Source organism: Rhizobium sp. Root483D2, from assembly GCF_001426685.1.
Lineage (GTDB): Bacteria > Pseudomonadota > Alphaproteobacteria > Rhizobiales > Rhizobiaceae > Pararhizobium > Pararhizobium qamdonense.
In genome coordinates, this window is sequence record NZ_LMFB01000039.1 from 77,172 (window position 1) to 96,116 (window position 18,945).

Below are 18,945 nucleotides of genomic sequence, written 5' to 3' on the forward strand. Positions count from 1 at the left end.
GGACCTCACTGGGTTAAGCAATCAATACGGCAATGCATCGCCACACCCCGACAACTCTTGTGCTGTACCCAGGTTCCACCGTTCTAGATTACCCTACAGGCCAGTGACGGTAACTCGCCTCGTCCAAAATTGGTCTATGCCGTCAGCTTAAAGAATTCAGTGTAAAGGTGTTCATTGAGGTTCCATGCGCCGAGGATTATCCTTGCAAGCCGCAGAGCAAAGCGCTTGCGACAGGAGATGATGACGTCGCCGCTGAATAAAATCCATCGGTGAGCCATGTCGGGGCAAAGCTCATTCGTGAGTGGATAACCAGCACCAGTATCGCCGCCGCAATTCACTGTGTAACACGTAAAGTGACAAATTATTTTTTATTAACCGTATCCATTCCCGCCGGTTTAACTCAGAGGCCCTAGGTTCCTGCCCAATGAAAAGGCAGATAGCGCATCATGAAGCAGTCGCAGTTGTTGGTGAAATGGATTGTTCCCGCAAGCGTATCGGCATTGGTAGGGGCGATGCTACTCGGCACCTTATACTGGGCGGCAGCCAGAACGGATGAAGTGGCCGCGGCGCGGCAGAAAGATCTCGTCACGCTCATTGTGTCGAAGTTGCAGTCATCGGTCGCCCATGATCAAGAGAGCGCTACCGTCTGGGACGACGCGGTGGTCAAGACGAGGGAGCGTGATCTCGAGTGGCTTGACGTTAACCTCGGACAATGGATGAACACCTACTTCGGCCATGACGCTGCTTTCGTACTCTCAGCGGATGGAAAGCCAATCTACGAGTTCATTGCGAAGCCATTCGGCGCCTCCACGGCGACCGACTTTTATCGGGCTTATAGTCCATTGGCCAGTCGTCTGCATAAACGACTTGCTGCCGCAGATCAGGAGGGCATATCGGACAGGGTTCTTTCGATCGGCGAAAGCGATCTGACATTCGTGGGTGGACGACCTGCTGTGATCAGCGTCAAACCGATTGTTTCCGACACTGGCGAGATCAAGCAGCGGGCCGGCGAAGAAAACCTTCATATAGCCGTACGGTTCCTTGATCGCGATCTCCCGATCCAGATCGGTGGCGAATATCAATTCGCCGAAATGCAGTTCATGACCACAATGCCTCACGACAAGGGTCACTCGCAGATCGCCCTCAGGTCGAAATCGGGGGAGATCATCGGGTATTTCAACTGGCATCCATTTGAACCCGGAACAAACGTGTTGGACGCGACCTTGCCGGTCATAGGTCTTTCCGTCGTTGCTATATTTATCGCGGCAAGTTTGGCCGGCCATGCTATCTGGGGGCGCTCGGTCAAACTCAATTCCAACCGCCAGGAACTTCAGAGCCTAGCGCTTCGTGACACTCTAACGGGACTTGCAAACAGGGCTCATTTCCAAAACGAACTTGTCGTGCGGCTCCAGCGTTCAAAGCCCGAAGATGTCCGTAGCGTGCTTTTCATAGACCTTGACCGGTTTAAAGCAGTGAATGACACGTACGGACATCCGATAGGTGACAAGTTGATTGCTCTCGTTGCAGAGAGAATGAGAGATATTCTACCGAACGCCCTGATCGGACGGATCGGTGGCGATGAATTCACTGTCTTACTCGAAATGATAGGGAGCAGTGAAGTTGCCGACACAGCCAATCGAATAGTGGCGAGCCTGCGCGAGCCGTTTGAGATAGAAGGCGTTTATATTACGATAGGGGCGAGTGTCGGTGTAGCGACTGCAACCGGTCCGGGCGCCGAGGCGAACGAACTAACGCGCCAGGCCGATATAGCACTTTATCATGCCAAGGCTGCCGGGCGAAACGCATATGCCGTGTTCGGCGATCATATGGACGAACTTCTTCGTACGCGACGAAAACTTGAACATAGTCTTCGTGACGCACTCGCGGGGGGGACACAGATCGAGGTGGCTTATCAACCTGTCTACCTAGCAGACAGTTCGGGACCTTGCTCAGTTGAAGCGCTCGCACGGTGGATACACCCGGAGTTGGGCCCAATCGGTCCTGACGTTTTCATTCCGCTCGCAGAGGAAATTGGCCTCATCCACAAAATCGGCAGTCTGGTGCTTGAAGACGCGTGCAGCCTGATTGCATTTCTGCCGTCAATCAGTGCTGCCGTAAACGCTTCCGCAGCGGAACTAAGCTCGCCCGGCTACCCGCTTCGCGTTCTCTCCACGTTGGCAAAATGGGGGGTCGAACCGAGTCGACTCGAGATCGAAATCACAGAGAGCCTTGCCATCAATGGCGAACAGGAAACTGAGCGAAACATTACCATGTTGAGAACTGCGGGCGTAAAGTTTGCCATCGATGACTTTGGTACAGGATATTCTTCCTTCTCCCGGGTTCAGAACGTCACCGTGGACAGGCTCAAGATCGACAAATCTTTCATAGAAGGGATAAGCGGAGGTCAAAACAGCGCGATTGTGGAAGCGATCATCAATATGGCACGGGCGCAAGGCCTTCAGACAACGGCAGAAGGGGTCGAGACGAACGAACAGAGGGAAGCACTAAAGTCGTTGGGCTGCAACAACGTTCAGGGATTTCTGATGTCTCGCCCAATAGCTCGTGAAGAGGTCATGGCGCTTGTTAATACAGGCAACGCGAAACATGGGCGGGGTTGATTGGAATATGCTTCTTTCATCCGGGGTCAACTGTCGTGCAGATTTTAAGACGCGTCCGTCGGCAGGGTGGCTTCCAGGGAATTTCGTCGAGCGCCGCGGCTGAGGGTCCGGGACGAGCGAAAAAACACCCTGCAAGAAAATCTTGCCTTTCCATGGAAAGCAGGGGCCAACGGCTTAATATTGGGAGCCAGCTTTCAGTAGAGCCGCCGCTGACCACCAACATCCTGTAGGACCACCGGCATCGTCGCGTCTCTTGTTTCGGTGATTCAATGGCTGAGCGCGTCCCAACATTGCCTAGATCGCGGGGAGTTCCTGCTTGCGCTTAAGGCCATCCCAATCCTTGGCTTCGCTGTTCGGGAACGGTAGACATCTTGCCGCACGCGCGTACGTGCCGAGCAGTGTTCTGGTCCTGAGGCTCTGGTCGGCCGCAGCAATTTTTGGCGCGATTGCCGGGGACGGATTGTCTTATTGGTCACCGGTATCATCGTGAGATTCTCGTCGTCGGCCGCTATCCGGATATTGTCGCGCATAGCGCGGCCTTTCTTTGTCAAGTTCTGCGCCTTAGCCGCACAATATACATCGATTGGATCGAATTAACCTTTGAGGAACCTTCTATCTAGCCCGGGGTTTCCATGCGAAGGAGACCAGCATGCAAATCCCCCCACCGACTCATGAACTTGGCGAAATGCAGCGTACGATGGAGTGCGAAGAGCTTGTCCACCCCCTTATAGACGCGATCGTATCTGCAGCCACATCATCTGGCTGGACCGTAGAGGAGGCTCTGATGGCGGTCGAAGAAGTAGTAAAGGATATCAGGACAAACAAACCCAGCGCGTAGACACGGACAGTGAGGTGCCCCCTCGGTGCCTAACGGTGTGGGGCAGACTCTTTGTAAATCCTTTGTCTTACTAGGAGTTCAGACATTTATTTTGGAGCAAATCAATCGTGCACAGCGATGACAAACGATTTAAGCGCGTTCTTTCGAAGGGTGAAAACGAGATCGACGAATACTTCGCAGAATTGAAGAGCGAGGCCTTAAATACTGGCCATGTCTCTCAACCGGTTCAAGGCAAGATTGGCCTCTCCGATATTGAAGAGATTCGCCGGCTGATAGCTTCCGTCGCCCGGCTTCGAGAAATAGTCTCGGGTAAGCCCGCGATCTCCTTGCACGCGAACCAGAAGCACAATTCTGTCAAATCGCTCACTGGCTTCACAGGAAAGATTGGAGTGTTTATTGTTTTCGGTCTTATAGCCCGACGTCTTCTGCGATATAGGTAAACTTGAATTTTTGAAAAGCGAGAATGAATGCCGCAGGACCAACTGCAGCCAATAGATTAATTTTTCCTCCAGTCTTGCCAACAAACAGTTCCACGGCGAAAGAGGCCAACGCGTTCGAAAGAGTTCAGTGCTGGTCAACCGAATACGCACGAGCCGCGATCTTTTCGTAGTTATCCCATATTACTCGACGTCCCCCGACTAGGCTAGCCGCAATCCGTAAGAGCGCCGTCAGATGCTCCTTCCCTCCGTAGCCAACGATCGGCGCTACAGGCTTCATTGGAGTATTCAAAATCCCCGGAATCAGGTGCCGCAGTTCAGCGAAGTTGGCAAAGTGTTCGTCATTTTGCCCGTCTAAGAGCAGAGTTTCGGTTGGGGCACCCTGAGCAAGGATTACCTGATGACCATCGAGTAAAATATGGAAGTATTCAATGGTCGTTATGCCCTCCGGAAGAGCGGGAGCGATGGACACCCCATTAACGAGGTCCATCACCCGGATCAAAACCCCGTCAACGAGCAAAGCATGCCCCGGCGACAAATAGAGGTCGCAATGAGGGACTTGTCCGTCCAAGGCATGCCGTCGGACCCGAATTGGCATTACGGTTTCGGTCGCAGGGTAACGGGTTGGCTTGTAGGTCCGACGACCAATCCACCGGATGGGCATCGCATCCCCAGTCACCGTCGTTAGCATGTCGCCGATGGCAAGCTCTTCGACATTTACCTCGCCGGTCGGCGTGGAGAGGGTGGTCCCGCGCAGAAAGCAATTTGACCCGTGTTGTCCTTTTCCCCCACGCTTGCCCCAGTTTCTCCCCATGCTGTGGGCGCTTGAAGCTGATAGAATCGCACCTGCCGCACCTGTTGCTGCGGCGACCCTGGCGCCTGCGGCTGCAGCAATGCCCAAGAAATGGCGCCGTGCCAGCTGCGTTTTGAGTGAGCGATCGCGGGGAGTGGGCATTTTTTCCTCCATCGTTGATGTTCGAGAACGATAGATGCCTCACCTCTGGAATTTAACCTGTTAAAAGTGCGTACGTTTATCATCCGACTGAGCGATTCGATGACCCCTTGGGCGATATAGCAAACTCTGACATCCAAAAGGTGGCTTTAAGGGCCGGACCAAAGTCCATCCTGGACTGGCAAAGGTCCTGTGCGTCGCTCACGCAGGAATCGAGTCGTAAGTTCCTGTTTCAACCTTCGCCGGTGGATTGCACAGACACGGCGGCACTGCCACCCCAGCCAGACCCGGCGTTCTTTCGAGCGGCGGGTCATCCTGTAGGATAGAGCCGATGAGATTTCGTAAACAGCGTCACTCTTAGGCAACGTCACCGGGCCCGTAGTAGACTTTTGTCCAGACAACAGACCATTCATCTGAGCCACCTTCATCATAGACGTAGCGGCCATCCCCGGAAAGCTCTTCGCGCCAAGGATCCATAGTCAGCCATGCCGGCGGCGCTATTCCCGGTAGCTTCAACAACTGAAGAACGTCGTGAAGCTCCGGCAGCGTGGTGACCTTTTGTAAGTCTTGCAAGCCGCTGCCTCGAATTGTCCAGGCATAATGCGTCATCGTGCAGTTTCCTTCCATGTCGACGCGGGAATGGAGTATTGGGCTGGCGTTGGGTGAAGAACTTCAATCGTTTCGGACATCCAAGATGCGACAGGCCAACCGCTCGCCGATTCTCTCCCTGGAGGCAACCACCTTCGCGTCCCTGTGTAAACGGTCTGGGCCTGGAAGATGCTCACCAACGAAAATGTGATGCATGATCAAAAGACCTCCCCAACCGGCACTATGGTGTCCATTAACCTCTCAACGCACACCCTCCGTCATTCAGAATACCGAGGAGGGCTCCAATCTCGAACGGGTGAAGCAAAACCCTATAGACAAGCGTAGACGCCGGAAGGTTTCGATTAGGATCTTCGAGAAGGAAGAGACAGTGACGACGATTTTCATAGTCCCTAGCTTCGTCCAACGAGGAACTCCCAGATTTCAAGGTGTGAGCGTAAATCGTATATCCCTCGGGCATTTCAGACCCTCGTAACAACCAGCAATTTATTCAGCGCTAGCTAGTTCGCAAGACAGGCTTCTATCGATATAGCTCTCGTAGATCATGCCGCCATCCGGCTTCGGCCCTATAACGAACCAAGACCTTTGGAACAAAATCAGAGCAAAGGTCCTACCTATGCTGCGAACAACAAGTTTTGCCTCGAAATCGGCGTGAACGACAGATGCTCTTATCGTTGCCCGAAAATCAACACAAACAGAAACCGCTTATGCCTGGGCGAGATGGAGAAGTGGTAGGGAGGACGACAACGATCTCATTAAGTTGACGATCTGAGTGATCAAATTCAGAGTATACGGTACTATAACACGCATGCCTGCGTGCTTTTAGGCGATGGACGCTAGATAGATTCGCTTTTAAGGAGTCCCACATGACGACGGGCCGAAAAATTGTTCACCCTCAACTCGGCATTCTCTTGAGCGTATTGCTTGCGGCAACCCCCTACACAATAAAGGTTTCGGATTTTACCCCGGAGCTTGCCTCCCATTCTGTTTTTGCAAAAGATGGCAATAACGGCAATGGAAATGGCGGCGGCAATGGAAACGGTGGGGGTAACGGGAACGGCGGCGGCAATGGCAATTCTGGCGCGGGCAAAAGCGAAACTCGGGGAAACTCTCAAGGCGCAAAGGGTCAGGGTTCGCAAGGCAAGACCGGTTCTGCCGGACTATCTGTTCGCCATAGCGACGGGATCAGCGAAGTCGTGCGCGATGGCCGATATATCATGAAGGATTCGAAAGGTCGCACTATCGTGAACCGTCAGGCCACCCTCGCAGATGAGATCCGTCTGAGATTTCTGCATTAAAAGCTGTTGGCGTGCGTCTCGAAGACATCCGGCCCTAAACGTAGGGAATTGCAGCAAGATGGATTACTGTTTGCCGCCCGCACCTTCAAGCTTTCACTGGAGAAATGCCATCAGATCCTTGATAGTGGGCGGCCCCCCCCGACGTTAGAATCCGCGTGAGTTGGTCTTTTGTCTACCGGATAAATGACAATCAGCTGACTAACGCTCATTTATGTATTTTTATGTGTTTTAAATGTCAGCTCAAGCGAAAGTGCAGTGCTGCTAGGTCATGTCTCGTTAGAACCACTATCAACCGGGCGCTGGACTACGCGAGGACGAGCTGTGAATGGTGCATATCATTTCTCCTGGCTCAACTGAGTGCTATCGACCGGCAAAACCACCGTTACCTGCCGTTGAGACCGTCCGGCCATGCTCGTGGAGAACACGTGAGGGTCAATCCAACCATGGCCAGAAAAACAAAGATGAAAACCCCGCTTAGTGGGGCACCGGACTTCGGCGTGTGTTGATAAGACATTTTTTGGGTCTCATTGGGGCGGGAAGGCAGGGCGGTACGTTGCGTATCGCCCTGCCAAGATTTACGCGAACCCGATAAACGACAGGATTGCGCCGACGATCACAATTGCTCCAATGAGCCAGATCAAACTGTTCATAGCTTCACTCCTTCAAGATGACCGTGGGGCTGGGTGGCCACAGTTACTGGATCACCTGGACGACGGTGCGTGTCTGCGGATCGACGATGACACGTTGCTCATTGACAATAGTGTAGGAATAGCGCGGATCTTCAGTGATCGGCATTAGAACGACCTCTTGGGGCACCGGCTTACCAACGACGATCGGTTGTTTGACCACGACCGAATTTTGTACAGGCTGCTCCTGAACATAGGTGACTACGCGGGCTGGCGGCGGATCAATAGCCGTGCCGGCGATTGCACCGGCCACACCGCCGACTGCAGCGCCCACGGGGCCACCTACGATCGCACCGGTGATGGCACCACCGGCGGCGCCTGTGACTGTTCCGCTTGCGTCCTCGGCGAGCACGGTGCCAGTGAGCGCGACTGTGACGAGGGTTGATACGAGAATGAGTTTCGATTTCATGACAGTCTCCTTTTTTCGTTTACACCAGCAAAACGCCATATTTAGAAAGCTGTTCCCGCTTAGGGCTACAGTCCGAATTCTCTGAGACGATCGGCGGAAACTGGTAGGTCTAAAGTCCTGTAGTAACACAGTAAGAGTGGCTTGCACGCCATCTTGGGGAGCACCTTCCGGCGCGTTGGACTCAAGCTCGATTGGACATAGGAGGCGACAATGGACACGAGTTTGCATGAAGTTCGATGGTTTCTAATGCCGGTCGAAGGCCTAATTTCTACGATGTTGGCAACCGGACTGTTGCAGGTTGAACCGAAGCTCTCTAAACGACAGTGCGATTGCGCAGAACCATTGCGGCTTCCGTTCTATTGCTTGTCCCGAGCTTTGCGAAAATATGGGTCATATGCTGTTTGATGGTCTTCTCATGGACCCCAAGCCGGAGCGCTATCCGCTTGTTGCTAAGCCCTTCCGCAACTAGGTTCAGGACCTCATGTTCTCGGCTCGTCAGCTCATTGATTGGATTGGGCTGCTTTGCCAAGGCGGCCGCCGATGACATGTCAGAGAGGAGCCGAGCTGACAGAGTCGGGGAAACATATGTCTCTCCTGCGGCGACCGATTTAATTATGTCCGCCAGCACCCGTGATCCGACGCCCTTCAAAACATAGGCCTTCGCCCCCTTGTCTAGGGCGCTCATGACGTCGTCGCTTGTTTCCGAGACTGTCAGCATCATTATCTTTTGCTCGGAGTTGATTTCCAGGATAGGCAGGATCGCATTCAGCCCACCTCCTGGCATCGAGATATCCATGAGCAGGATATCGGGCTTCAGGGTGGCGCAGATCTCAAGCGCGTCCTCCGTTGTTGAGCCTTCACCAAGTATTTTGAAACCTTGGATGTCCGAAAGAATCCGCATGACGCCTTCACGGAAAAGCGGGTGATCGTCGATGACTGCGATCGTAATTTCTCCCATCATGAGGGCTCCATTTCATCTAGATTTAAGGACATAAACAGCTCGGTTCCCCGTTGAGACGTCTTCAATTCAAATATTCCCCCAAGGCTTTCAACCCGTTCTCGCAGACCCGACAAGCCCAGGCTTGAATGCTTGATTTTAGTTGGGTCAAAACCCGGACCGCTATCGCCGACTGTAACCGAGACAATTCGACCGTCGTAGGTCTGGGTGACATATTGCTCAGCGCCACCGCCGTGACGATACCCATTGTTGAGCGCCTCCTGCAAAAACCGAAACACGCAGATTTTCGCTGAGATTGAGAGCTGAGGAGACGCGGGTGATAGGGAAAGCTCGACCAGTGCGCCTGTTCGCTCAGCATGGGCTTTGAGGGCGCGTTCAACTACTTCCCGCAAATTGGCGCCTTCGATCTGCGGCAGGACGAGACCGCTGCAAATTGTGCGGATCTCCTGCATTGCGTCATCAAGACTGGATTTGATTGACGCGATCTCGCCATCTCGTGCCTTACGCGAAGTTCGAGGATTGCTGATGGCCTCGCTGTCGACCTTCAGTGCGGCCAAGGCGACTAGCTGCGCCGGGCCATCGTGGAGTTCGGCTCCAAGGCGTCTGAGGTATCGTTCATTGAGCGCTGTTGTGCGCTGGCTTGCTCGCTGGAGCTTCGCGCTAAGCTCGCCGTTCTGCAATAGAAGTTCAGACAGTTCGCGAATTCGCTGCTTTAACGCTTTGTCTTGACTGTCAATCGTCCTACTGCCTTTAAAGACGAGGACCGACAGAATTGCGAAAAAAGACGTCGTGAATGCCACAACCGCGAGCCAGCTCTGCAGGCGGGCGTGGTTCAGACTGTGCTGAAAGTCGGTGGCGATTTCATAAAATTCGAGGACGCCGACGACTTCACCGGACCACGGCTGTAGGACCGGATTGTAAATTTCAAGCACCGGAAAGCCGCTATCACGAACAGTTTCACTGCCGACATCGTCGGAATGGTCGTACTCAGCAACCATCGTCCCAGATAGTGCCGTTTGTAGCCCATCGCTGATCGGTAGTTTTCTTCCAATCAGAGCTTTTTCGTTTGAATAGAGAATGGTGCCGTCGGGGCGCCAAAGACGAAACGACAATAGCCGTTTCCCCAGAGTTCCCTGGCCCAAAGTCTCGTCGAGTGCTCGTTGCACCGATTCGCTGAGATCGTCGTTGGTTTGCATGTCGGGTAGGAGGGGCGCAATGACACTGTCGACGTATAGAGCGGTCGCAGCCCCGGTGTTCCTGGTGACGGCAGCTTCAATCAGACTGGTAACGAACGCTCCAACTATGATCGTCGCCCCAAGCGACACCAAACCTCCGATGAGGAGAAATTGTTGGGCCAGACTGGGGGTATTCCAGCGGTAACGCTCCGCGAACAACCGCATGATCGATTCAGCTCCCAAACGCACTCTCTTATTCCGGCGCGCTATCAAGCGTCACAAAATAAGGCGTCGACGCTATTCGTCAATAATGCCGGACCGACAGAAAAAAATATTCGTTGCAACGTCGAATGGGGGAATTGCTGGCGAGGCTGCCGTCCTAAACTTGTGTACCGTTTCCGCGTCGCTCCATGGAGACGATCTGAACTTTCAGCATGTTAAAGACCGTTGCATATCTTCCAGGTCATCGCTTGTGAGCACACACCTTCCAGACTGCAATATCCGCTGACACTTTCGTGTCAGCGGGACCCGGCGCACTGCGAGCTCGATCCTTGGACTAATGTCACCGCCCGCACACGACCAAAGCCTCAGGCGCGCTGGCTGGATATCGGCCAATATACCTCGAATGGCAAGAAACCGAGGCAAGTCATGCTGATGAAAGCCGATCCATCCTGGTGCCTCTTCCTGGAGCGCTTCCATCCAGCGTCACTCGACGGGGATTTTACTGCGATCGAATTCGAACTGGCTTTTGCCATCAACATCCGGGCGGCCTTGCGACTGGTGGAAGTCTCGCCTGCTTGTCGCCGTTTTGCCGATGTCGCGATAAGCAACGCGGTCACCTATAGCTGCTTACGCTACAGCGGAAGAAGCGCCAGGGTTCTGGCCGATGCGCAACGCCAAATCGACGAGGCGTTGTGGCGTTTCATAACTGAGCTGGGAAGTTGTAAAGTCAAAGCGAAGGCCGACCCGGAACGCACCTCTATATACTCGATCCCGATAACTAATCGCCGGCATGCCAAGCCTACGATTGTGCGACGGGGAAGCCACAACGTGTCGCGCTCGGGCGAACAGTTCTAAAACCTAACGACGCCGGTCGCCCTGCGTGCTCGTACGATGATCCGTGCCCGTAAACGCCATTCGCCGAAAGGAGCCTGGTTAGCTTCGTAGCCTTCATCGATAATGAAGACGTCGTCGCAGAACGAGATCTTGCTGCGGTGGTGGCTGATCACGATGGTCGTGCGGCGGGCTACCCTTGATCTCAGGATGTCGATGATGGCTTCTTCCGACAGGCCATCCGTGGCGTTTGTCGCTTCGTCAATACGATCTCGGGATCCGGCATCAAGCCCTTGTAAACTTTATCTGCTGGCGCTGACCGGCCGATAGACCGGCGCCACGGTACCCGACAATCGTTACATACCCTTGCGGCGGTTCTTTCGATAAGTTCGTGCGCTCGCAGGGCCGGCAGCACGCTTTGCATCCCGGATCGAAGAGCTCTCGCGACAGGTGATCTTTCCAGAATGGTTCAATCCACCAGTTCAAGATCATGTCTGGCAAGGGCAGTCTGGCGCCGCCACTTCTTGGGGTCGATTCTGTCCAGCGGTATCCGTCAACGAGAATATGTCGCTGGTCGGGCTCAACAGCCGACACAGAAGATTGACGATCATCATTTTCCCCGTACCAGATCGACTGATGATCGTAGTCGAGCAATCCGGACGGATGTAAAATGTGGCGGCGTGCAGTACCACCGGCTGTTCACTGAGCCGGGATATTTGAACGTTGCACCGTCAAATTTGATCTGCTGGGTAAGTCCCGGGCCGACTCTTCGCCTGCCGGCGGCGGAGGCTTGTCGGAGAGATCCAACAGCCATCGGACCTTTCTAAAGAGCCGCTCCAATCCTGCATTTGGCTCCATGACAGCTGCATGGCACGCATGTGCGGCTGCCACCGGTAGAGCAGGACGACGAAAGCGACGATGACCGAAAAGCTCACCTCCAACAGAGCTGGCTCGGTTTGTCTGAACAGTTTCGGGCGTTTCGCTAAGTGGATTTCCGCCTCGATTATGCCGCCACCATCATTGGTGCCAGCGCGTTGAAGTAGGCCTGATCCGGCGTCTTCCGGTCAAGGGATGAATGTGGGCGTCGGCTATTGTAAAAGGTCAGATAGCGGCGGATGCCAGCGCGGGCCTCGGACACTGTTTTATAGGCGTGGAGGTAGACTTCCTCGTATTTGATCGAACGCCAGAGCCGCTCGACAAAGACGTTGTCCCGCCACGCACCCTTGCCATCCATCGAGATGGCGATTTCCGCCTTCTTCAGCACCGTCGTGAAGTCCATCGAGGTGAACTGCGCACCCTGGTCGGTATTGAATATGTCGGGTCTGCCATAACGGGCCAGCGCTTCCTCGACTGTTTCGATGCAGAAGGCTGCCTCCATCGTGATCGACAGTCGCCACGACAGAACCCTCCGGCTGAACCAGTCCACAACGGTGCAAAGATAGACAAATCCGCGAGCCATCGGAACATAGGTCAGGTCCATCGCCCAGACTTGGTTGGGCCTTGTGACCGCCAGTTTGCGTAGGAGATAAGGGTAAATCTTGTGCCCTGGCGCGGGTTTGGAGGTATTCGGGCGACGATAGATCGCCTCGATGCCCATCTTCTTCATCAGCGTGGCGACATGAAGCCGCCCAGTCTCCAGCCCTTCTCCCCTCAAGAGCCCTTGCAACATCCGACTTCCGGCAAATGGGTAGTCGAGATGCAACTCGTCGATCCGGCGCATCAGAGCCAAATCGCCGTCAGGCACCGGACGCGGCGAATAATAGACACTGCCACGGCTGAAGCCGAGAAGCTTCGCCTGGCGCACGACGGATAGCTTATGCTCGCGGTCGATCATTTCTTTCCGCTCAGCAATCCCGCCTTGCCGAGCGCTCCGGCTAAAAAATCATTCTCCAGCGTCAGCTCCCCGATCTTGGCGTGCAGCGTTTTGACATCGACGGTTGGACCCGCCGGTTCCGCCTTCGCTTCATCGCCGAAAACGCCTGTCGCCCCCTCAAGGAGCTGGTCTTTCCACTGCTTGATCTGGTTGGCGTGCACGTCAAACTGCTGGGACAGTTCCACCAGCGTCTGCTCGCCTCGAATGGCGGCGAGCGCCACTTTTGCCTTGAAAGCCGGGCTATGGTTCCGGCGCGGTCGTCTCGTCATGGTATCTCCTGTTCCTGGCATCTAAGCCGAAGTCAGGCAGAAATTCCACTTATCCCCGCTGTGCAGATTTCCCGAGCCAGCTCTAACAGCCATCACGACCGCCGCCAGAAAGAGAGCCGAGCGCAGCAGCGTAAAGATGTGCGTATAGCACCACCGTGACGATAATGGCCCGAAGCCCATCCAACTTGCCGGTCCTGTGTATTCAGCATGACACCCCTCGGCGATCAGCTTCCATCAGACACTCTCCTCTACAGCGCCCACCCGCCAGTGCTGTTCTGGCCGCCCATTGCATTTTCCGTCTTCCGTGTCGTGGTGACATGGAGAGCGTTGAGGCGGACCCTGAGACCGTCGGGCGAATTCTGCCGAACTTTGTCCTGAGCAGCTTAATCAGCGTCTGGTCACATTAGCTTTAGTCCACAGTATTTGGTTCGGCATAGGGCGCCTGCTTCGGAAACGTGTCGCGGATTTGATCGATTTTGCCAAACTCGGGTCCGACACCGAGAATATCTTTGGCCCTATACAGAGTGTAGTCGGTTACGACACCGTCTTTCGTGAAGGTGGCGAGCGCGTCGCGCAATGCCTCGTCGCTCAAGGCCGGATCAGTCGGAACAACGTCCGTGCCATTCTCGGCTTCAAACGCCGCATAGGCGATTGCATAGGCTGAAACGGCCGCCATGCGAGGATCATTCGAATTCAGATATGCGTGATAGTTGCGGTTGAGCGAGTTTATTCCGGCAGTCTTGGAGTGGGCTGCATTTACGTTGACCGTCTTCACCGATTTTTCCGCCTCGATTGCTTTGTCGGATTTCTTTCCGAATGTGAAAAACGACTTAAGCGTCGGAGTGCGGTCGGTGCGGTCGGCCTTTCCTTGTTTTTCTGAGCGGGTGTCACCCGATTTACCGTGGTCGGAGCTCGCGCTACTGCCGCGCCCTCCACCGTTGCCGTTGCCACGTCCGCCTCCGCCGCCGGTACCATCTTTTGCGTAGGCTACGCCTGTGCCGCCAAATGTAGCGACTGCGGCTGGGGCCAGCGCGATGGTCAACGCGAGGACGCTACGGCCGATTATTTTCGTGATAGACATAAGTCTCTCCATTCAGGTTTCCCGAACCATTCTGTAAGGACGGGACACCTTCACCGGGAGACTAGTTGGTGCGGGGGATTGCTTCTACCGGCCCCAGACCATTACTGTTGTGTCTAGGGCTTAGGTCTGGTCGATTTTCCGCGAAAGGTCCGACGCATTCAAAGTAAAATGCCGGCCGCTGATCATCCACCGGGCACCGGTGCTTTCGATGCGCACCCGGAAGAGATCGTCCCGTATATGTCCTCCTCGCATCGCCACGATGTTTCGGCTATGTCACCGGCGAATTGGTACGAGTCATCGACGGTTACTGAACGTCATCGCCAACCATTATCAAGATGGTCTGATACAGCCATTCCTTGGCATGGCGTGTCTGAGCATCATCGCACCCGGTCGCAACATCAATAGGAGAGGCCTCCCAGCAACCGGCAAAGGCGATGTTGCCGCGTCAGCAACCGGGCTAGGGCGGTTAGGGATTTCCCGCTGATGCTACCTCGTACCTACATGCAGAAGAATACTTCGCGATTAGCTTTGTTTACCCATCAGCGCAGCTGATGGCCAGTGGGGGTCGAGGGTGTCTCATCCTAGGCCATGGTGCGGACCAGCGGCGTCGGGCGACGGATGGTCTACCGACGGCTCTGGAGTTTGGCCTTCGTGTCCGGACCTTGAGGAAGCGCTGCTATAAACTCGGTTTTTCTCGCCGGGGTGAAGGCGGCGATCCCCGCTACATGCGTTGACGCTGTCAGCATCGATCGCGGAAATATCGTCGCAGACTTAAATTCACCGAAGTGTACCGACGGCTCCAGTCGAGTTCAGGCGGGCTCGATGTCTGCAGGACCGGCGCCAACGGGGGTTCTATTTTTCGGTGAACGGCGCCCGCCGCCTTCCGATCGAACGCCCCCCAATCGTTCGCTAGTTTAAGCGGCACTTTAGCCGAGAAATCGTAGTGAGCAGACACGGCCGTCACACACGCGGACAAGAGGCCCGCCTTCAGTTCCGCCGGAGAATGCCGGCTTCACGCGCAGCGAATTCAAATGCAGCTCGAGCTTCGGCGTTCGTGTTTGTTCCCGCCAGAGCACCCAAGCACGCCCGCTTGGCATTGGCATGGCTAGCTCCTTTGCCTTCTGGCCACTGCGACAACAAGTAGGCGAGTGCCTCGCGCGGATTCCGAATAACGTCAAAATGATCCACGCACTCCTTTTTTACCTCGACGTTTGCGTCCCAAATCGTTGTGTTCATAAAACACTCCTGTGGCGAGTTACTTCAAGCATGTTTGGCTCGGCGTCTCACGAGGCTCGTAAAGCGTGTTTCGTCGTCGCCTTGACGGCTAATTTCGGAATCTGCGGACAACATACGTTTCATGGACAAAACTACTCGGTAGTCGCTTCGAGACTGCCAGCTTTCTGGATTGACTCTAGGTCTACGATGCGAACCTCGCTTTCAGGTTAGAGGGAGATCTTGCTGACGCCTCAAGGCAGGTTTGCGGAGATGGTAACCCGATAATTGACGACCCGGTGGAAGGGTCGAAGATTCGATTTTTTCATCATAGTATGGCTGGGGCGCCAGGTTCAGTGGATCTTCCGGATCAAGACCTCCGGCAAAGCCGAGACGCAATCTCATAAGTACTTCTTGCATGGCCTGCACCGTCTCGACCGACTCCCACCCCTGTCTTGTCGCTTCGGCGATGATCTCCTGCACAATACCTTCTATGCAGTCTTGACATTGCAGGTCACGATCAGGATGGTTTTCGCGTAGGTTCGGGGCTTCGATATGCATGTGTTCTTCCTTGAATTGTGAGGGGTCAATCCGGTTGCCTCGCCGACTGGGTAAAATAAGTTTGGTGAACGGTGCCTGTCCTGCAGCGCAGTTAGCGGACACCGCGCTGCCCATCCACCGCAGGGAATGTTTCGCGGTTGTGTCCGTTTGAAATGCCTTCCCTAATTCTGGGCTACGGGACGCACAAGCGGCGTGACGCGACGGACAGTCACCCGGCGGTTCTGTTGTTCGGCTTCCTCTGTGCGGACCTTGAGGAAGCGCTCGCCATAACCTTGCGTCACCAGGTTTTCAGCCGGGATGTCGTAGACTTCGGTCAGCAGAGAACCGACCGATTCGGCACGTTCGTCCGAGAGTACGAGGTTCGGCTCGTTGCCACCGACCGCATCGGTATGACCTTCGATGAAAAAGGTTTCACCGGGGTCTTTCTTGATCACCTGCAGCATCGCGTCTGCGACTTTCCGCAGGGTATTCGCCTGCGACATCGGCACTTCCGCGCTGCCCGTGGCAAAGATGATTGTATCGAGATCGATACGACGCACTTTGTCACGGATACGGGCGGAGTTCCTCACCTCGTCGATCGAGTAAGTGCGCTCGACTTGTTCCACCGGCGGCTCCGCAAGGAAGTCATAGTAGTCACGATCTGGCTCGCTCGACGTGTCGATGATGTAGTCGCGAACCGGCACGCGCAGGCGCATCGGGGGCAGGTCCTGGCCGACATCGTAAAGTGGCGGACGTGGATCGTTGTCGGTCTCGGCCGCATAGATCATCAAATATTCGCGCCCGTCCTGGGCGATGCGCGTACGCTGAATGATATCGCCGTAGCGATTATAGATCGTCACGATGCGAATACCGTTCGGCCGTTGGATGACCTCGCGGGACCGCCCGCCTGAAAGTTCTTCATAATAGGTTTCGCGGGCGTTGAGGCGCAGGCGCGGACGGTCGTCGCCTCGCACGATGAGCTGGTTGTCAAAATCGAGAACCAACCTGTTGTCGCGGCTGTCGTCAATCCGCAGCCGACGGCCGTCGTTGCCGGTAAAGGCATCAATTAAGTCTTTGGCGTTGAATTCGGGAACGCCATCGACACGGCGACCTTGTTCCTTGATGTTTGCGTCCAATTCCTCGCGGCTTGGACTACGTTCGTTGAGGCTCGACTGAGCTTCCTCATCCGATTTCGGAACCTCCACATTCTCTTCTTTGGCGCGGGCACGCTCACGCTGCGTGCGGCGCGTTTCGCGGGCATCGCCGTCGGCGTTGTCGGCATCCTTGTCGCTGTCCAGAACGGCGGCACCGTTGTCGACGGGCAGCACAATCGTATCGTCGGAAGCTGCGGGATCGCGAGCAACTTTCTGCTTTTCTCCATTGCTGCGCGTATCTACGATATCCGGGATAGGCTTGGGTCGAGTCTCACTCGCATCGGCGTCAATTGCCGGGCGCAGATCGCCTTCAGCCACCGGCTGCTGTCCATCTTCTTGTTTGGCCGGGGCTTTCTGCTGGGCGCGAATACGTCGATTTTCTTCGGCAGTCTTCTGAGCAGCCTCATTCTCACTGGAAGGCTGAGCATCTTTCTGTTGCTGGCCTTCTGCATCCTGGCGCTCCTGGCGTTCGGGACGTGCCGTCGCCCGTTCCTTTGCAGTCTTGGCCGCCTCGTCGTCGGGGGCGGGCAGGGGTTCCTCCTGCTGTTGCTGGTCGGCATTTTGAGACTTCTCGCGTTCAGCACGCGCCTTGGCGTTCTTATCAGCTGCCTTGCCTACGTCGTTGTCGCCGGAGGACTGGATTTCTTGCTGCTGTTGCTGTTCCGCCCGCTGGCGCTTGTTCCGCTCGGCATGGCTCGGTTGTTCTTCTTCAGGCGGCTTTGCTTCCTGCCGCTGCTCGGGCCGCTGGCGCTTTTTTGGCTCAGCGCGGCTCGTCTCAACGTCCTCGGCAGCCGGCTCCTCTTGGGAACGTTCGGCACCTTGCTTGCGCTTCTTGCGCAACGGTTCCTCCGGTGCCTCTTCACCGCCGTCCTTTGAGATGCCGCCTTCCTGCGCGACCTCAAACGGCTTCATCAGGCTGTCTGCTAGAGCAGGCTCGATCGCGACAACCATCGTCAGCAGTGGAAATGCGACGGTCGCAAAAAGTCTGGATCGAATGGTCATTATATTTCCTTCTTCGGGGTTTGGGTAAACCGCAGGCCTTCAGCCCTCTTGGTTCGTCATGCTTGATAGAGGCTCCCCCCCGCAACTGCGTTTCCAACGCTCGCCATTAGCCTCATGGTGATGTGAAACACGCAGGTGTGTCGATAACCGCGCACCGATTTCGAGGCTAAATCTCCGAGAAGACGATGACCGAATAACGCGTCAGCAGCACGCAGTCCGGAATGTCTTTTTTACGCATTCGACGGCCGGAATTTATCCCCGGCCGTTCTTCATCTTTTGCGATTGATGCTGTTCAATATGGGGAATTACACAGGCGCCTCGGCCCGTTGTAGGGCTGGTAAGTATTGTCATATGCCCGGTAGCTGCGGTAACGATTGGCGCACCACTCCACATGGCTCCCTCCGTATCGAACCGGCCGATCTGCAACCGCGCCCCCAATAATGGCGCCGGCGGCAAACGCACCCAAGGGAAACCATACGCCGTTATATCGACGATAACCGCGGCGACGCTCGTAATATCCACGGTGGCCATTATAGTAAGCCTCATTCCCACGACGGTAAAATCCGTCCCGTCGGCGCCAGTCACCATCGCGTCGGCGATATTGTACAATTTCAACATCTTGCCCGAGTTGAGCGATTTGAGTATGCTGAGGTCCCGTAAAAGCTTCTGCGGGCGAGAATGAGGTCGCGAACAATGCTACCGAAAGCGCGAGGGGAGCGATATTCAAACCTAATATTTGCATCGTTTTAGCCTTTCTATATGCCGTTTACTTCACCGCCACTTG

Annotated in this window: 15 protein-coding genes and 1 pseudogene; 4 read left to right on the plus strand and 12 right to left on the minus strand. The window is 55.1% G+C overall.

Annotated elements, in window-relative coordinates; all coding sequences use genetic code 11:
- Positions 1–446 precede the first annotated feature (446 nt).
- Positions 447–2,618, plus strand: coding sequence for an EAL domain-containing protein (locus tag ASD32_RS24215; protein ID WP_060640591.1), 2,172 nt, complete (start codon positions 447–449; stop codon positions 2,616–2,618).
- Positions 2,619–3,563: 945 nt separating this feature from the next.
- Positions 3,564–3,896, plus strand: coding sequence for a hypothetical protein (locus tag ASD32_RS30135; RefSeq protein WP_060640593.1), 333 nt, complete (start codon positions 3,564–3,566; stop codon positions 3,894–3,896).
- A 124-nt stretch (positions 3,897–4,020) separates the two neighbouring features.
- On the opposite strand, the gene ASD32_RS24230 is transcribed toward ASD32_RS30135, so the two are convergent.
- Together ASD32_RS24230 and ASD32_RS24235 are read right to left on the minus strand one after the other, a co-directional pair.
- Complete coding sequence (locus ASD32_RS24230) at positions 4,021–4,848, minus strand: Hint domain-containing protein (RefSeq protein WP_060640594.1); 828 nt, start codon at positions 4,846–4,848, stop codon at positions 4,021–4,023.
- Positions 4,849–5,202: 354 nt separating this feature from the next.
- The gene (locus tag ASD32_RS24235; protein ID WP_060640595.1) at positions 5,203–5,454 is read right to left on the minus strand and encodes a hypothetical protein; all 252 of its coding nucleotides are present in this window, start codon (positions 5,452–5,454) and stop codon (positions 5,203–5,205) included.
- A gap of 863 nt (positions 5,455–6,317) precedes the next feature.
- Between ASD32_RS24235 and ASD32_RS29190 the strand changes: the two genes are divergently transcribed.
- Positions 6,318–6,749, plus strand: a complete 432-nt coding sequence (locus ASD32_RS29190) for a hypothetical protein (RefSeq protein WP_082546911.1) — start codon at positions 6,318–6,320, stop codon at positions 6,747–6,749.
- A 693-nt stretch (positions 6,750–7,442) separates the two neighbouring features.
- Here ASD32_RS29190 and ASD32_RS24245 read toward each other — a convergent pair.
- The 3 genes from ASD32_RS24245 to ASD32_RS24255 all read right to left on the minus strand — a co-directional run bounded on the left by ASD32_RS24245 (position 7,443) and on the right by ASD32_RS24255 (position 10,202).
- A complete protein-coding gene (locus ASD32_RS24245; RefSeq protein ID WP_060640597.1) occupies positions 7,443–7,844 on the minus strand; it encodes a DUF1236 domain-containing protein in 402 nt (133 codons plus the stop codon).
- Positions 7,845–8,157: 313 nt separating this feature from the next.
- On the minus strand, positions 8,158–8,805 hold the full coding sequence (locus ASD32_RS24250; RefSeq protein WP_060640598.1) for a response regulator transcription factor: 648 nt from the start codon (positions 8,803–8,805) through the stop codon (positions 8,158–8,160).
- Positions 8,802–10,202 carry a sensor histidine kinase gene (locus ASD32_RS24255; RefSeq protein ID WP_156383326.1) on the minus strand — a complete coding sequence of 467 codons (1,401 nt, stop codon included), beginning with the start codon at positions 10,200–10,202 and terminating at the stop codon, positions 8,802–8,804. Before ASD32_RS24255 ends, ASD32_RS24250 begins: the two co-directional genes overlap by 4 nt.
- A gap of 423 nt (positions 10,203–10,625) precedes the next feature.
- Here ASD32_RS24255 and ASD32_RS24260 point away from each other — a divergent pair, with 423 nt between their 5' ends.
- The gene (locus ASD32_RS24260; protein ID WP_060640600.1) at positions 10,626–11,054 is read left to right on the plus strand and encodes a hypothetical protein; all 429 of its coding nucleotides are present in this window, start codon (positions 10,626–10,628) and stop codon (positions 11,052–11,054) included.
- On the opposite strand, the pseudogene ASD32_RS30835 reads toward ASD32_RS24260, so the two are convergent.
- The 7 genes and pseudogenes from ASD32_RS30835 to ASD32_RS24295 form a co-directional block, all read right to left on the minus strand.
- Positions 11,051–11,965, minus strand: a pseudogene (locus ASD32_RS30835) (ABC transporter ATP-binding protein); the annotation flags it as partial. The gene ASD32_RS24260 and the pseudogene ASD32_RS30835 sit on opposite strands and share 4 nt — an antisense overlap.
- 68 nt (positions 11,966–12,033) lie before the next feature.
- A protein-coding gene (locus tag ASD32_RS24265; RefSeq protein ID WP_200953640.1) for an IS3 family transposase occupies positions 12,034–13,172 on the minus strand; the annotation gives its coding sequence in 2 pieces (ribosomal slippage) (positions 12,034–12,905 and positions 12,905–13,172; 1,140 coding nt in all).
- A 409-nt stretch (positions 13,173–13,581) separates the two neighbouring features.
- Positions 13,582–14,253: a hypothetical protein gene (locus ASD32_RS24275; RefSeq protein WP_060640603.1), complete on the minus strand. Its 672-nt coding sequence runs from the start codon at positions 14,251–14,253 to the stop codon at positions 13,582–13,584.
- Between the two features lie 987 nt (positions 14,254–15,240).
- Positions 15,241–15,489 carry a DUF982 domain-containing protein gene (locus tag ASD32_RS24280; protein WP_060640604.1) on the minus strand — a complete coding sequence of 83 codons (249 nt, stop codon included), beginning with the start codon at positions 15,487–15,489 and terminating at the stop codon, positions 15,241–15,243.
- A 201-nt stretch (positions 15,490–15,690) separates the two neighbouring features.
- A complete protein-coding gene (locus ASD32_RS24285; protein WP_060640605.1) occupies positions 15,691–16,026 on the minus strand; it encodes a hypothetical protein in 336 nt (111 codons plus the stop codon).
- Positions 16,027–16,187: 161 nt separating this feature from the next.
- Entirely contained in the window at positions 16,188–18,161 is a 1,974-nt protein-coding gene (locus tag ASD32_RS24290) for an OmpA family protein (RefSeq protein WP_060640606.1), read from the minus strand.
- 292 nt (positions 18,162–18,453) lie between these two features.
- Positions 18,454–18,903: a BA14K family protein gene (locus tag ASD32_RS24295; RefSeq protein WP_082546913.1), complete on the minus strand. Its 450-nt coding sequence runs from the start codon at positions 18,901–18,903 to the stop codon at positions 18,454–18,456.
- Positions 18,904–18,945: the final 42 nt, after the last annotated feature.